Here is a 13,798-nt window from a genome sequence, read left to right on the forward strand (position 1 = left end):
ATGGAAGTCGTCCTTCTCTTCACGATGATCATTGGCCTGCTTCTGGTCGGGGTCCCGATCGCGGTCGCGCTGGGGTTCAGCTCGATCGTCTTCCAGCTGGCCTTCTCGGATACCTCGCTGGGCTCGATCGCGGCGAGCTTCTACCAGGCGATGGCCGGGCATTACACGCTGCTGGCGATCCCGTTCTTCATCCTGGCCTCGAGCTTCATGTCCACGGGCGGCGTGGCGCGGCGGATCATCCGCTTCTCGATCGCCTGCGTGGGCCATCTGCGCGGCGGGCTGGCCATCGCGGGCGTCTTCGCCTGCATGATGTTCGCCGCCCTGTCGGGCTCGTCCCCGGCGACCGTGGTCGCCATCGGCACGATCGTCATCGCGGCGATGAAGCAGGCGGGCTACTCCAAGGAATTCGCCGCGGGCGTTATCTGCAACGCGGGCACGCTGGGCATCCTGATCCCGCCCTCGATCGTGATGGTGGTCTATGCCTCGGCCACCGACGTGTCGGTCGGCCGGATGTTCCTTGCGGGCGTCATCCCGGGCCTCTTGGCCGGGGGGATGCTGATGGTCACGATCTACATCTTCGCGCGCATCAGGAACATGCCTTCGGGCGAGTTCGCGGGCTGGGGCGAAGTGGGCGCGAGCTTTCGCGACGCCTTCTGGGGCCTGATGCTGATCGTCATCATCATGGTCGGCATCTACGGAGTGCCGGGCGTGACCGGCGCGATCTTCACCCCGACGGAGGCCGCGGCGGTGGCCTCGGTCTACGCCTTCGTGGTGGCGATGTTCGTCTATCGCGACATCGGCCCGCTGGCCCCGCGCCCCGCCCAATCGGTGGGCGCGGCAGTGGCCGGGCCGGTGGAGGGGACGCCCCGGTCGCTGATGCGCAATCCGCATACGCTGCTGACGGCGTTTTTCCACCGCGACACGCGCAATACGCTGCTGGAGGCGGGCAAGCTGACCATCATGTTGATGTTCATCATCGCCAACGCGCTGATCCTGAAGCACGTGCTGACCGACGAGCAGATCCCGCAGGCCATCGCCAACGCGATGCTGGGCGCGGGGCTGGGGCCGATCACCTTCCTGATCGTGGTCAACGTGATCCTGCTGATCGGGGGCCAGTTCATGGAGCCGTCGGGCCTTCTGGTCATCGTCGCGCCGCTGGTGTTCCCGATCGCGATCGAGCTCGGGATCGACCCGATCCACCTGGGCATCATCATGGTGGTGAACATGGAGATCGGCATGATCACGCCGCCGGTGGGGCTGAACCTCTTCGTCACCTCGGGCGTGGCGGGCATGTCGATGATGGCGGTCGTGAAGGCGGCGCTGCCGTTCCTGGCGGTGCTGTTCGTCTTCCTGATCATGATCACCTACATCCCGGCGATCTCGCTCTGGCTGCCCACCTCGGTGATGGGGCCGGAGGTGATCATCAGGTAGGGCGCGGGCTGCGGCCGAGACGCGATGGGACGGCGTCCGGGAAACCGGGCGCCGTTTTCCTTGAAGACCGCTGACCGGCCGGCGCTAGGCGTCGCGTCCCGGCTCGCCCGGATCGCTGGAGAAGAGCGCGATCTTGTTGCCCTGCGGATCGCGCAGATAGCCCACGTAGAATTGCGGGCCGTAGGCGGCCCGGAAGCCGGGCCGGCCCTCGTCGGAGCCACCGGCGGCGACCGCGGCGGCATGCAGCTCGCGGACCTGCCGCTGGCTGCGCGCCTCGAACGCGACCATCGCCCCGTTGCCGGCCGAGGCCGGGCGCCCGTCGAAGGTCGGTTTGACGTAGAAATCCGGCGGGGCGGGGAACGGGCCCGGTGGCGCGGGCAGGACGTAGCTGAGCCCCTCGGGCCCCTCCGTCAGCGCGTAGCCGAGGGGCGGCAGGAGGGCCGCGTAGAACCGTTTCGCGCGCGCGATGTCATCCGCGCCGACCGTGACATAGGCGATCATGGGTCGGGGGTCTCTCCGGCTGCCGGGTTCGTCTCCGGGTCATAGCGCGGGCCCGTCCGTCCGGCCCGCGCCCGTTTGCCCGAGGTGCCTGACACCGGGCGCGCGTCAGCTTTCCGCCAGCGCGCGCGCGATGGGCAGGAAGTCGTCCGCTGTCAGGCTGGCGCCGCCGACGAGGCCGCCATTGACGTTCTCCAGTGCGAAGAGCTCGGCGGCGTTCCCCGCCTTGACCGAGCCGCCATAGAGCAGCGCGATCTCGCCGCCCTCGGCCAGCTTGTCGATCAGACGGCCGCGCAGGGCGTCATGGACCTCGTCCACCTGCTCGGGGCTGGCGACCTTGCCGGTGCCGATGGCCCAGACGGGTTCGTAGGCGATGACGGTGTTGGCGGCGGTCGCGCCTTCGGGGAGCGAACCCTCCAGCTGGGAGAACAGCACGTCGAGTGTGCGCCCGGCCTCGCGCTCTGCCAGCGTCTCGCCGATGCAGAGGATCGCGGTCAGGCCCGCCGACCAGATGGCCGAGACCTGCGCGGCCACGTCGGCATCGGTTTCGCCATGGTCCTGGCGCCGCTCGCTATGGCCGGCCAGGCAATGGGTCGCGCCCGCATCGGCCAGCATCGGCGCGGCGATGTCGCCGGTATGCGCGCCCGAGGCGGCGGGGTGGCAGGCCTGGCCGCCCTTGGCCAGCCCCGCGGGCATCAGAGGCAGCAGCGTGGCGGGAGGGCAGATCAGCGTCAGCACGCCGTCCGGCGCGCCGGCGGCGGTGGCCCGCGCCTCGTCCAGGGCGGCGCGGGTGCCGTTCATCTTCCAGTTTCCGGCGGCGATCTTCTGCGGCATGGGACCCTCCTGTTCGTCTCGGGGGAGGGTCTAGCAGATCAGGACGGCGTGCCCAGCGTCTCGTCGAACTTGATCGACTCGCCGCAGCCGCAGGCGTCGACGACGTTGGGATTGCGGAACTTGAAGCCCGCCTCGAGCAGCGAAGTCTCGTAGTCGATCTCGGTCCCGAAGAGGAACATCTGCGCCATGGGCGCGATGATCACGCGGGCGCCGCCCTCGACCTCCACGACCTCGTCATTGGGCTCGACCTCGGCCACGTAGTCCATGGTGTATTCCATGCCCGCGCAGCCGCCCTTCTTGACGCCGATGCGCAGCCCCGCGGCGTCCTGCTTGGTCATCAGGCGCGCGATCTGCTTGGCCGCGGCGGGCGTGACGGTGACGGGGGATTGGCCGGGGATGGCGAACATGGGGCGAACTCCTGCTTGGGCTTAAAGGTAAGGGCAGCGGGCCCGGGCCTCAAGGGGTGAGCCGCGTCAGCGCCACGGCCACCGCCAGCGCCCATCCGAAGGAGGCGAGCGTGCCGATGATGACGTATTCGGCCTTGCGCGCCTCGGAGGCGGCCTCGAAGCGCAGGACCGACTTGGCGGCGATCAGGAAGCCGATCCCGGCGGGCTGGCCGATGATGACGAGAAGCAGGATCAGCGACCGCTCCAGCAGGCCGATCAGGCGGCCCGCGCCGGGCAGCGTGCCGGTGGGCGCGCCCGCGCCATAGGGCGCCATCAGCAGGCGGATCGCCGGGGCGGCGGGCAGGGTCGCCAGGAGGAAGCCCGTCGCGATGAGGGCCGAGGGCAGCCAGGCCAGCGGCAGGGCGGGCGTGCCGGGCAGCAGCAGGGCGGCGGCGACCAGCGTGGCGAGATGCAGCGCCTGGTCGGCCAGGTAGGACCAGAGCCGGTCGGGCAGGGCGAGCTTGGCGAGGTCGATCGCCGCATGGGCGGCCGCCAGCAGCCCCGCCGCTTCCCAGGCTCCGCCCAGCGCCAGCGCGGTCAGCGCGAAGACCACCGCGATATGCAGCGCGAAGACATGCGGGCGGGTCTTGTTGGCGACCATCCAGCCGGTCTGGAACACGTGATCGGCCAGCAGATGCGCCAACAGCAGCGCGGTGAGGGTGGCAAGCGTGGCGGGGTCGGCGAGCGGGGTCATGACAGGGTCCGGGACCTGTGAGACGTTTTACAGGCTTTTTGACCTGTAAGAATGGGAACAGGCCGGGTCATGCGCCGGCCTCGATCGTGTCCAGCGCGGCGCGGATCGCGGGGAAGCCCGCGGCGTCGAGCCGGTCGGCGAGGCTCTGCTGGCGGATGCCGAGCCGGTCGGCGAGGTCGGTCTGGCGCGGGGCGTCGGGCGGCAGCGAGAGGGCGACCGCCTCGGCCTGCGCCACGGTCCAGCGTTCGGAGAGGGCGTCGAGAAGGATCGCGGCCGCGGGCAGCAGCGGCAGGGCGCCCTCGGCGGCCAGCGCGAGCTGGCGGCCGCGCGGCATGGCGTCGAGCGCGGCGCCCGCGCGGTGGAAGGCGGGGCCGTCGGCATCGGAGAGATCCGCGCTGCCCTCGAAGGCCACGGGGCCGAGGCCGATGGCGATGCGCGTGGGCGGCAGGTCGGCGGCGCGCAGGTCGGCGCGGACCAGGAGCGCGGCGCGCAGCGCGAGGGCGGGGCGGATCAGCAGCATCTGCCAGCCGTCGCCGCGAAAGCGTGTCAGGCGCGGATCGGCCGCCTGCCAGCGGGCGATCTCGGCCGCGGCGGTCCCGAGCCGATCGAAGCCCGCGGCGAGCGCGTCCGCCCCCGCGCCGCGCGAGCGGACGAAATCGCCGATCAGAACCGCCCTGTCATCCATGCCGCGCCTCGAAGCCTGCCCCGCGCGACCATGCCGCGCGGGGGCCCGGACGAAAAGGGCGGGCCGTCGCCGGCCCGCCCGATTTGCCCCGAGGGGCGGAGTTCGCGTCACAGAAAGCTGCGGATCACAGCCCCATGCAATTGGCATAATAAGTGACCGTGGCGGGCCAGTCGGAGAAGACCCCGATCACGCCCACATCCTGCGCCAGCACGTCCAGAAGCTCGAAGGCCACGCCGTCATTGTCGGTCACCTCCTCGATCGACTGGTAGTACCAGCCGCCGCCGCCGCCCAGCGGGCCCGAGCGCTCGAGCGTCCAGGTGATAATCTGCAGATCGGCCTCGTTGGCGGCATTGGCCAGCGCGGAGGGCACGATCTGGCCGTCCTCGACCGTGACCAGCATCCAGAGCGGCGGCGCGATGACGTTCACGCCCATGCCCTTCAGCTCCGCCATGGTGTTGGGCCAGGTGGCGCGGTCCATCGGCGAGTAGCCCTCGATGTCGTACTCGTCCATCAGGTAGACCGCCTGAGCGCCGAACTCGGGCTCGTTCTCGATCCAGTAGAGCACGTCGTCGAGGTTGAACGACTGCGCCCAGACGCGCGACGGGTCGATGCCGGCGGCCTTGTACTCGTCGATCAGCTTCTGCGCGTAATCCTGCTGGCTGAAGCCCTCATGCGGCATCTCGACGGAGGGCGATTTCAGCTCGGGGGTGAAATCGGCGCCCATCGCGTCGAAAAGCGCGATCGACTCGGCATGAGTCATCAGCGTCGCGCCCGGCACGTAGAGATCGGTGCGGTAATCGGCGGTGCCGCCCAGATAGGCCTCGGCCGTGGTGGCGGAGCCGTCGGAGGCGTCCATCTTGGGCTCGAGCGTCTTGAACTCGGCCAGGGTCAGGTCCGAGGTGCGGCATTCGGCGGTCGCGTCCTCCTCGCCCGCGGCGGGCTGGAAGGGCGTGGTGCACTTGGCGCCCAGATCGGTGACGACGATGTTGGTCGTCGTGTGCAGGTCGTTCTGCGCGTGGCGGCAGACCAGCTCGTGATCGGCGGTGAAGGTGACGTCGCATTCCAGCACGCCCGCGCCCTGCTGCACGGCGGCGACATTCGATTCGACGGTGTGCTCGGGGAATTGCAGCGGTGCGCCGCGATGCCCGATCGAGAAGGCGGTGCGCTGGGGCGTCTGGCCGAGGCAGGATTGCAGCTTCTGCTTGAGCGGGCCGTCCTCCATCTGGCCCACCAGCCAGGCGGGGCGGGGGCCGTAGGTCAGCGCGTCGGCGGCGGCATGGGCATCGGCCAGCGCGGAGCCGGTCATCAGGCCCAGTGCGAGTGCGGATCGGATCATCATCTTCGTGTCTCCCTTGGAACGCGACGGTGACGGCCGGATGGCCGCCTGCCGTAACATACCCGTGAACGATCCGTGACGGGCGTATGAAAGGCAATCCTCGGGACGGATTTGCATCCGGCGGCATCCGTGGCCGCGGCGTCGGGAAAGAGGCGTCGGCCGGACTCCGCTTTCATTTTCGCGATATCGGCGCGGAGTCGCGCGGCGAGCCCGCGCTGCGGTCGAGGACGGAGGAGACCTGCCGGGCGAAGAGTTCGGCCCCGGTCGGGGCGTGGGGAGGGGACTCGGTCGTCAGATCCTGCGCAAATCGCGCCTGCGACGCGGGTCGAAAAACCGGACAGGGTCAGCCAACGCGGGCCGGACCGGCGCGCTTCCCTCCGCGGGGCGTCTCACATGAAGCCCAGTTCCAGCCGCGCCTCGTCGGACATCATCTCCATGCCCCAGGGCGGCTCCCAGGTGAGGTCGACATCGACGGTCTTGATGCCGGGAACCGAGGAGACGGCATCGGCCACCCAGCCCGGCATTTCGCCCGCGACGGGGCAGCCGGGCGCGGTGAGGGTCATCACCACATGGGCCTCGTTCTCGGCGTTGAGCTCGATCGTGTAGACGAGGCCGAGATCGTAGATATTGACCGGAATTTCGGGGTCGAAGACCGAGCGACAGGCATCGACCACCGCCTCGTGTAGCGGGTGGTCCGTGGTCGACGGCGCGATTAGCGGCGCGCCTTCGAGGCGATCGGCGGAGGTCGTCTCGGTCATGTCACTTCCCGTCTGGAGGAATTGTCGACCGAAAAGATAAGCAATGCGGCCCCGAGGGGCAAGGCGGCGCCGCAAGGGCGCCGCCTTCGGTCGATCAGAAGCGGTAGTTGACGTTCAGACCGATGGTGGTGGCGTCGACTTCGACACCGGGGACGTCGAAATCGTCGAACTCGTGGTAGAGCACTTCGGCGCCGACCGTGATGTTTTGCGTTACGAAGCGCTCGCCACCAATACCGGCGAAGTAGCCGTCGCCGTCGCCGATCGTGTCGGTGTCGGCGCGTGTGTAACCGCCGATGCCGTAGACCAGGTTCGGGCCGAAAGCGAAGCCGCCGCGAAGACCGACACGAAGGACATTCTCGATGGTGACGGCAACATCGGTGCTCGTGGCACTGCCGTCATCGAAAATCGTGGCCGTTCCGAGATCGATATCGGCGAAGTCATAGTCGAGGCGGCCACCGAGGACGAAGCCGTTGGCGAAGGCATAGTCGTAACCGGCGCGCAGGCCGAAGGTCGGGCCGTCGCCGTCGAGCGCGTTCAGCGACGCCAGAGTAGCGGTGTCGTCGGCATCGAGCGATGTATCGTCGGTGTCGCCGTCGAAGTCGGCGCGAGCCGCGTCCACGTTGGCGTTCAGGAAGCTCAGTCCGCCGCCAACATAGGCGCCCGACCAGCTGTAAATCGGCGCGACGACGATCGGCGCGGCGGGGGCGGTTTCGACCACGACCGGCTCGATGCCGGCGGCCATCACGGGCAGCGCGGTCGTCGTCAGCAGGGCGGCCGTGGCAAGGAGGTTCGTCTTTTTCATATCTCGTCCTTTCAGGACTGGTGTCGTTTCAAATGGCAGGCCGATGCGCGGAGCTCGGTGAAATGTCCAATACGCGCCTACCGGCCGTATAACCGAAGAGGGAACGCGCCGAGACTCGGCATCGGTTGCATCGCCACGGTAAGTTGTCGTGATCATTGTAATTCCGCAACAGAAGCGGCGGCTGCCGCCACTGGATGAGCGCCTTCCCGCCGGGGCCCCGCGGCGCGGGGCGTCTCAGGCGCCGAAGACGATCCGCGCGGCCTCGGTCCGGTTGCGGACGCCGAGCTTGCGGTAGGCGTTCGAGGCGTATTCGGCGACCGTGTGCGGAGAGATGCCGCAGAGCCGCGCCACCTCCTTCCGGGGCAGGCCCTGGGCCTGCAGCCAGATCACCTCGCGCTCGCGCGGGGAAAGCCCGTCGAGCCGGGCCATCTCGGGGGCGACGAGCAGGTCGCGGAACCCGGGCGTTGCGGCGGGCTCCGGCGCGGGGAAGCCCAGCTCCTCGAGCCGGCGATGCGCGATCAGGCAGAGCAGGCGGAATTCCTCGCGCCGGGGCAGGATCGCGGCTTCGAAACAGGCCCGGTCGAGCGGGGTGCCGAGGTTGAAGCCGCCGAAGCGCGGCGAGCCCACGAGGCGCATCGGGATGCCGAGCCCGCTGCTGAAGCCGTGATCGCGGGCGGCGCGGATGAAGGCGCGGGCGGCTTCCGGCAGGTAGTCGTGCTCCTGGAGGAAGGCCGCGCCGGTGCGCGTGATCTCGTAGCTGGCGCAGCAATGCTCGAGGAACGGGTCGGTGGCGGGGGCGTGGCCGTCATGGATCGCCGGCGTCGTCGTGAGCATCCGCACATCCGTGCGCGCGGCATCGGAGCTGAGATAGAGCACGGTCGTCACGCCCTCGGCGCCCAGCGCTGCCACGGTTGCGCGCCAGACAGCCTCGATCGTATCGAGAGTCTCGATTTCGCGGGCCTTGGCCAGCAGCATGCAGTGTCCGTCCCATTCCCTGACCGGTCCCCCTACGTCCGTAGGGGGGGACCGATCGGCAAGACTTTGCTATTTTTCATTGTGTTGTAACAAGTCCTTTGTTTACCCGGCGGCAAGGTTTCAGCCGCCATGGACCGGGGCCGGCGCCCATTCGGCGCTCGGCCCCGCTCCGCTTTCGGGTCCCGGGATCGCGTGCTAAGCGGCGCGCCGACCGCTTCCCGAGGATCTGACCAGATGACCGCAGCATTCGATTTCGCGCTCGAGGCGAGTGACGGGCGCGCGCGCACCGGCCGGATCACGACCCCGCGCGGCGAGATCCGCACGCCGGCCTTCATGCCGGTGGGCACGGCGGGAACCGTGAAGGGGATGCTGCCGGAATCGGTGCGCGCGACTGGCGCGGACATCCTGCTGGGCAACACCTATCACCTGATGCTGCGACCCACGGCCGAGCGCATCGACCGTCTGGGCGGGCTGCACGGCTTCATGAACTGGGACCGCCCGATCCTGACCGATAGCGGCGGCTTCCAGGTGATGAGCCTCGGCGCGCTGCGGAAGCTCGACGCGGATGGGGTGACCTTCAAGAGCCATATCGACGGCTCGAAGCACCGGCTGACGCCGGAGCGGTCGATGGAGATCCAGCGGCTCCTGGGCTCCGACATCGTGATGTGCTTCGACGAATGTCCCAGCCTGCCCGCCGACCGGGACCGGATCGCGGCCTCGATGCGGCTCTCGATGGATTGGGCGGCGCGGTCGAAGGCGGCCTTCGGGGACCGGCCGGGCCACGCGCTGTTCGGCATCCAGCAGGGCGGGCTGGAGCGCGACCTGCGCGCCGAGAGCGCCGAGCGGCTGCGCGCGATCGGCTTTCATGGCTACGCCATCGGCGGCCTCGCGGTGGGCGAAGGGCAGGCGGCGATGTTCGACTGCCTCGATTACGCGCCCGAGCAACTGCCCGCCGACCGGCCGCGCTACCTGATGGGGGTGGGCAAGCCCGACGACATCGTGGGCGCGGTGGCGCGGGGCGTGGACATGATGGATTGCGTGCTGCCGACCCGGTCGGGCCGCACGGGGCAGGCCTTCACGCGGCACGGCGTAGTCAATATCCGCAACGCGCGCCATGCCGACGATCCGCGCCCGCTGGACGCGGCCTGCGGCTGCCCGGCCTGTCGCAACTACTCGCGCGCCTATCTGCACCATGTCAGCCGCGCCAAGGAGATCATCGGCTCGATGCTGATGACCTGGCACAATCTGCAGTTCTATCAGGACCTGATGGCCGGAATGCGCGGGGCGATCGCGGAGGGGCGCTTCGACGCCTGGCAGGCGGAGTTCCACGCGGCGCGCGCCGAGGGCGACATCCCGCACCCGTGATTCGTCCGGCTGCGCGCGGGGTGGTCCGCAACATGGCCGCTTCGAGGCGCGCGGCCCGGAATGTGGCGCGGGCCTGACGGCGCGTGGGCGGCGGCGTGACGGCGGCGGGGTCATTTCGCGATCCGGGCCCGGTTAGGGCGCTTTTCGCTGATCGGCCGGCCGGCTGCGTCTAGTGTCGAGCGATCAAGCCGCAACGCTTCCGAGCCCGAGGATCTGCCATGTTCCGCCCCCTTATCGTCACCGGCCTCGCCTTCGCGGCGATGCTTGCCCAGCCCGCCGCCGCGCAGCTGTCCCAGATCGACCGCGCGACGATCAGCGCGATCGAGAACACGCTGTCGAACCGCCTGCCCGCGAAGGCGCTCGATCTCTGCGAGATCCCCCAATCGAAGTGGGACGCCGTTCTCGGCGAGCTGATGATGGGCGACTGGGTGATGACGAACGGCGTGGGCACCGCCACCGAAGGCAGCATGCAATACGACCTGACCGACGAGGAGATCACCCAGATCGAGGTGTTCCGCCAGTCGGGCCAGGGGATCGTGATCACCGGCGCGCCGCTGCCCGAGACGGTTCCGCTGCAGTTCTACAAGGGCGAGCTATGGCCCTTCACCGTCGATGGCGCGGTGCAGTTCCCCGGTCACGAGATCCTTTACGATACCGCGAACACGATGCCGCTCGACTGCGCCGCCGGCAATCTGCCGCGGCTGCGGGCGCAGGGGCCGATCAACCTGCCCGAGGGGGTCGGCGATTTCGATCTCTATCTCTACATCCTGAGCGAGCAGGAGGCCTATGGGGCGCACACGATGGATCTCGTGGCGCCCAACGGGCAAACGATCTCCATCGCCCGTTTCGTGAGCTTCGTCCGGCAGTAACCCCCCCAGGTCCGGACGCTCCGACGCCGCCCCGCAACGGGCGGCGTCGTCGCGTTCGGGGTTTCGCTTGCACGCGCCTTGCGCCGTCGCCAGACTGGCGGGACAAGACGGGAACACCCCGCGCATTGACGCCGCCGCGCCGCGACCCCACCTGTGGGTCCGACACGGAAGGTTCCAGACGCCGCCGCGACCGGGGCACGGGACCTTTGCGAAAGGAAACGAGCATATGACCCATTCCACCCACCCCGTCCTGCCGTTGCGCGACATCGTGGTGTTTCCGCACATGATCGTCCCGCTCTTCGTGGGCCGCGAGAAGTCGGTCCGCGCGCTGGAGGAGGTGATGCAGGACGACAAGCAGATCCTGCTGTCCTCGCAGATCGATCCCTCCGCCGACGAGCCCGACTCCGAGGGCATCTACCGCGTCGGCGTGCTGGCCAACGTGCTGCAGCTTCTCAAGCTGCCCGACGGCACCGTGAAGGTGCTGGTCGAGGGCCGGCGCCGCGTGAAGATCACGAAATTCCTGGAGAACGAGAGCTTCTTCGAGGCCGAGGCCGAGGGCCTGATCGAGGAGCCGGGCGACGCTGCTACGAGCGAGGCGCTGATGCGCTCGGTCGCCGAGGAGTTCGAGCGTTACGCTAAGGTCAAGAAGAACATCCCCGAAGAGGCGCTGGGCGCCGTGGCCGAGTCGCGCGACGCGGCCAAGCTGGTCGATCTGGTTTCGGGTCACCTGGGCATCGAGGTCGCGCAGAAGCAGGAACTGCTGGAAGTGCTGACCGTCTCGGAGCGGCTGGAGAAGGTCTATGGCCTGATGCAGGGCGAGATGAGCGTGCTGCAGGTGGAAAAGCGCATCAAGTCCCGCGTGAAGTCGCAGATGGAGCGCACGCAGCGCGAGTACTATCTCAACGAGCAGATGAAGGCGATCCAGAAGGAGCTGGGCGACGGCGAGGACGGCCAGAACGAAGTGGCCGAGCTGGAGAAGCGCATCGCCGAGACCAAGTTCTCGAAGGAAGCGCGCGAGAAGGCCGAGGCCGAGCTCAAGAAGCTGAAGAACATGTCGCCGATGTCCGCCGAGGCCACGGTGGTGCGCAACTATCTCGACTGGCTGCTGGCGATCCCTTGGGGCACGAAATCCCGCGTCAAGAAGGACATCACCCGCGCGCAGGAGGTTCTCGACCGCGACCATTACGGGCTTGAGAAGGTCAAGGAGCGGATCGTCGAGTACCTTGCCGTGCAGGCGCGCTCGACCAAGCTGCGCGGCCCGATCCTGTGCCTCGTCGGCCCGCCGGGCGTCGGCAAGACCAGCTTGGGCAAGTCGGTGGCCAAGGCCACCGGGCGCGAGTTCATCCGCATCTCGCTGGGCGGCGTGCGCGACGAGTCCGAGATCCGCGGCCACCGCCGGACCTATATCGGCTCGATGCCGGGCAAGATCATCCAGGCGCTGAAAAAGGCGAAGACCACGAACCCGCTCATCCTGCTCGACGAGATCGACAAGATGGGACAGGATTTCCGCGGCGACCCGGCTTCGGCCATGCTGGAGGTGCTGGACCCCGAGCAGAACGCGACCTTCGTCGATCACTATCTCGAGGTCGAATACGACCTGTCGAACGTGATGTTCCTGACGACCGCGAACTCCTACAACATGCCCGGCCCGCTTCTGGACCGGATGGAGATCATCAGCCTCGCCGGCTACACGGAGGAGGAGAAGGTCGAGATCGCCAAGCAGCACCTGCTGCCCAAGCAGATCAAGGGTCACGGGCTGCGCAAGGGCGAATTCGAGATCAGCGACGACGCGCTGACGGCGATGGTCCGGGTCTATACCCGCGAGGCCGGCGTGCGGAACCTGGAGCGCGAGATCGCCAAGGTCGCGCGGAAGGCGGTCACCCGGATCGTGGGCAAGAAGGAGGACGCGATCCGCGTCACGGCCGACAATCTGGACGACTACCTCGGCGTGCCGAAATACCGCTACGGGCTGGCCGAGCAGGAGGACCAGGTCGGCGTCGTGACCGGGCTGGCCTATACCTCGGTGGGCGGCGACCTTCTGCAGATCGAGGCGCTGCGCCTGCCCGGCAAGGGCCGGATGAAGACCACCGGCAAGCTGGGCGACGTGATGAAGGAATCGATCGACGCCGCCTCGAGCTACGTGCGCTCGATCGCGCCGAAGATCGGGGTGAAGCCGCCCCGCTTCGACACGATGGACATCCACGTCCACGTGCCCGACGGGGCCACGCCGAAGGACGGGCCCTCCGCGGGTCTGGCCATGGTGACCTCGATCGTGTCGGTCCTGACCCGCATCCCGGTGCGCCGCGACATCGCCATGACCGGCGAGGTCAGCCTGCGGGGCAATGCCATGCCGATCGGCGGGCTGAAGGAGAAGCTGCTGGCCGCACTGCGCGGCGGGATCACCACCGTGCTGATCCCCGAGGAAAACGAGAAAGACCTCGCCGAGCTGCCCGACAGCGTGAAGAACGGCCTGGAGATCGTGCCGGTGAAGCATGTCTCGGACGTGCTGAAGATGGCCCTCGTCCGGGAGCCCGAGCCCATCGAATGGGACGAGGCCGCCGAGGAGGCCGCCGCGCTGGCATCCAAGGCGAAGGAGGATACGGGTCAGGGCGCCACGGCGCACTGACCGGCCGCTTGATCGCAGGGAATGCGGGCGCGTCCTTCGGGGCGCGCCCGTTTTTCGTGACCGGTCGGCGCGGATCGGCCGGACCGGGCCGCCGGCGCGATCCGTTGACGGGCATCAAGGCGGTTCGCGATCCGATCCCTAGCGTGTATGCATGTCACCAACGCAACGCAGGAGAGGGACGCGCCATGATGACCCGCGAGGAATATCTCGAGAAGGCCCGGACGCAGGTCCGGGACTGGAATGCGGAGATCGAGAAGATGCAGGCCCGGATGCGCGAGGCCGAGGCCGAGGCGAAGACGCGGTTCGAGACCAACCTCGCCGAGATGCGCAAGCGCCGCGACGAGGCCGAGGTGCAGGTCAAGAAGATGGAGAAGGCCGGCGATCAGGCCTGGGACGACCTGCGCGCCGGGTTCGAGAAGTCGTGGGACGACATGCAATCGGCTTTCCGCACCGCGATGGGGCGCTTCAAGTAACGCGCG

The 13,798-nt window shown here is 68.6% G+C and carries 14 protein-coding genes; 5 read left to right on the forward strand and 9 right to left on the reverse strand.

The features are described 5' to 3' along the window. Window positions 1-1,431, forward strand: a complete 1,431-nt coding sequence (locus P8627_RS14535) for a TRAP transporter large permease (RefSeq protein WP_279964968.1) — start codon at window positions 1-3, stop codon at window positions 1,429-1,431. Window positions 1,432-1,515: 84 nt separating this feature from the next. Here the strand turns inward: P8627_RS14535 and P8627_RS14540 are convergent, their stop codons facing one another. From P8627_RS14540 to P8627_RS14580, 9 genes are all read right to left on the reverse strand, one after another. After that, window positions 1,516-1,932, reverse strand: a complete 417-nt coding sequence (locus P8627_RS14540; protein ID WP_279964970.1) for a VOC family protein — start codon at window positions 1,930-1,932, stop codon at window positions 1,516-1,518. Between the two features lie 105 nt (window positions 1,933-2,037). Continuing rightward, a complete protein-coding gene (tpiA, locus tag P8627_RS14545; RefSeq protein WP_279964972.1) occupies window positions 2,038-2,763 on the reverse strand; it encodes a triose-phosphate isomerase in 726 nt (241 codons plus the stop codon). A 38-nt stretch (window positions 2,764-2,801) separates the two neighbouring features. Further along, window positions 2,802-3,170, reverse strand: a complete 369-nt coding sequence (locus P8627_RS14550) for a HesB/IscA family protein (protein ID WP_279964974.1) — start codon at window positions 3,168-3,170, stop codon at window positions 2,802-2,804. A gap of 49 nt (window positions 3,171-3,219) precedes the next feature. Continuing rightward, a complete protein-coding gene (locus tag P8627_RS14555; protein ID WP_279964975.1) occupies window positions 3,220-3,903 on the reverse strand; it encodes a DUF3307 domain-containing protein in 684 nt (227 codons plus the stop codon). 67 nt (window positions 3,904-3,970) lie between these two features. Beyond that, window positions 3,971-4,588: a MarR family transcriptional regulator gene (locus P8627_RS14560; protein ID WP_279964976.1), complete on the reverse strand. Its 618-nt coding sequence runs from the start codon at window positions 4,586-4,588 to the stop codon at window positions 3,971-3,973. 124 nt (window positions 4,589-4,712) lie between these two features. Next, complete coding sequence (locus P8627_RS14565) at window positions 4,713-5,924, reverse strand: glycerophosphodiester phosphodiesterase family protein (RefSeq protein WP_279967481.1); 1,212 nt, start codon at window positions 5,922-5,924, stop codon at window positions 4,713-4,715. Window positions 5,925-6,313: 389 nt separating this feature from the next. Then, a complete protein-coding gene (locus P8627_RS14570; RefSeq protein WP_279964978.1) occupies window positions 6,314-6,682 on the reverse strand; it encodes an SUF system Fe-S cluster assembly protein in 369 nt (122 codons plus the stop codon). 94 nt (window positions 6,683-6,776) lie between these two features. Further along, window positions 6,777-7,484 carry an outer membrane protein gene (locus P8627_RS14575; protein ID WP_279964979.1) on the reverse strand — a complete coding sequence of 236 codons (708 nt, stop codon included), beginning with the start codon at window positions 7,482-7,484 and terminating at the stop codon, window positions 6,777-6,779. A gap of 234 nt (window positions 7,485-7,718) precedes the next feature. Next, on the reverse strand, window positions 7,719-8,459 hold the full coding sequence (locus P8627_RS14580) for a helix-turn-helix transcriptional regulator (RefSeq protein ID WP_279964981.1): 741 nt from the start codon (window positions 8,457-8,459) through the stop codon (window positions 7,719-7,721). A 234-nt stretch (window positions 8,460-8,693) separates the two neighbouring features. On the opposite strand from P8627_RS14580, the gene tgt reads away from it, so the two are divergent. From tgt to P8627_RS14600, 4 genes are all read left to right on the forward strand, one after another. Further along, entirely contained in the window at window positions 8,694-9,824 is a 1,131-nt protein-coding gene (gene tgt / locus P8627_RS14585) for a tRNA guanosine(34) transglycosylase Tgt (RefSeq protein WP_279964983.1), read from the forward strand. Window positions 9,825-10,042: 218 nt separating this feature from the next. Further along, window positions 10,043-10,693 carry a hypothetical protein gene (locus tag P8627_RS14590; protein ID WP_279964985.1) on the forward strand — a complete coding sequence of 217 codons (651 nt, stop codon included), beginning with the start codon at window positions 10,043-10,045 and terminating at the stop codon, window positions 10,691-10,693. Between the two features lie 226 nt (window positions 10,694-10,919). Next, the gene (gene lon / locus P8627_RS14595) at window positions 10,920-13,319 is read left to right on the forward strand and encodes an endopeptidase La (RefSeq protein WP_279964986.1); all 2,400 of its coding nucleotides are present in this window, start codon (window positions 10,920-10,922) and stop codon (window positions 13,317-13,319) included. Window positions 13,320-13,504: 185 nt separating this feature from the next. Then, window positions 13,505-13,792 (forward strand): sll1863 family stress response protein, encoded by a 288-nt coding sequence (locus tag P8627_RS14600; protein ID WP_279964988.1) that lies wholly within the window; start codon window positions 13,505-13,507, stop codon window positions 13,790-13,792. Window positions 13,793-13,798 lie beyond the last annotated feature (6 nt).

The organism is Jannaschia sp. GRR-S6-38 (assembly GCF_029853695.1).
GTDB lineage: Bacteria > Pseudomonadota > Alphaproteobacteria > Rhodobacterales > Rhodobacteraceae > Jannaschia > Jannaschia ovalis.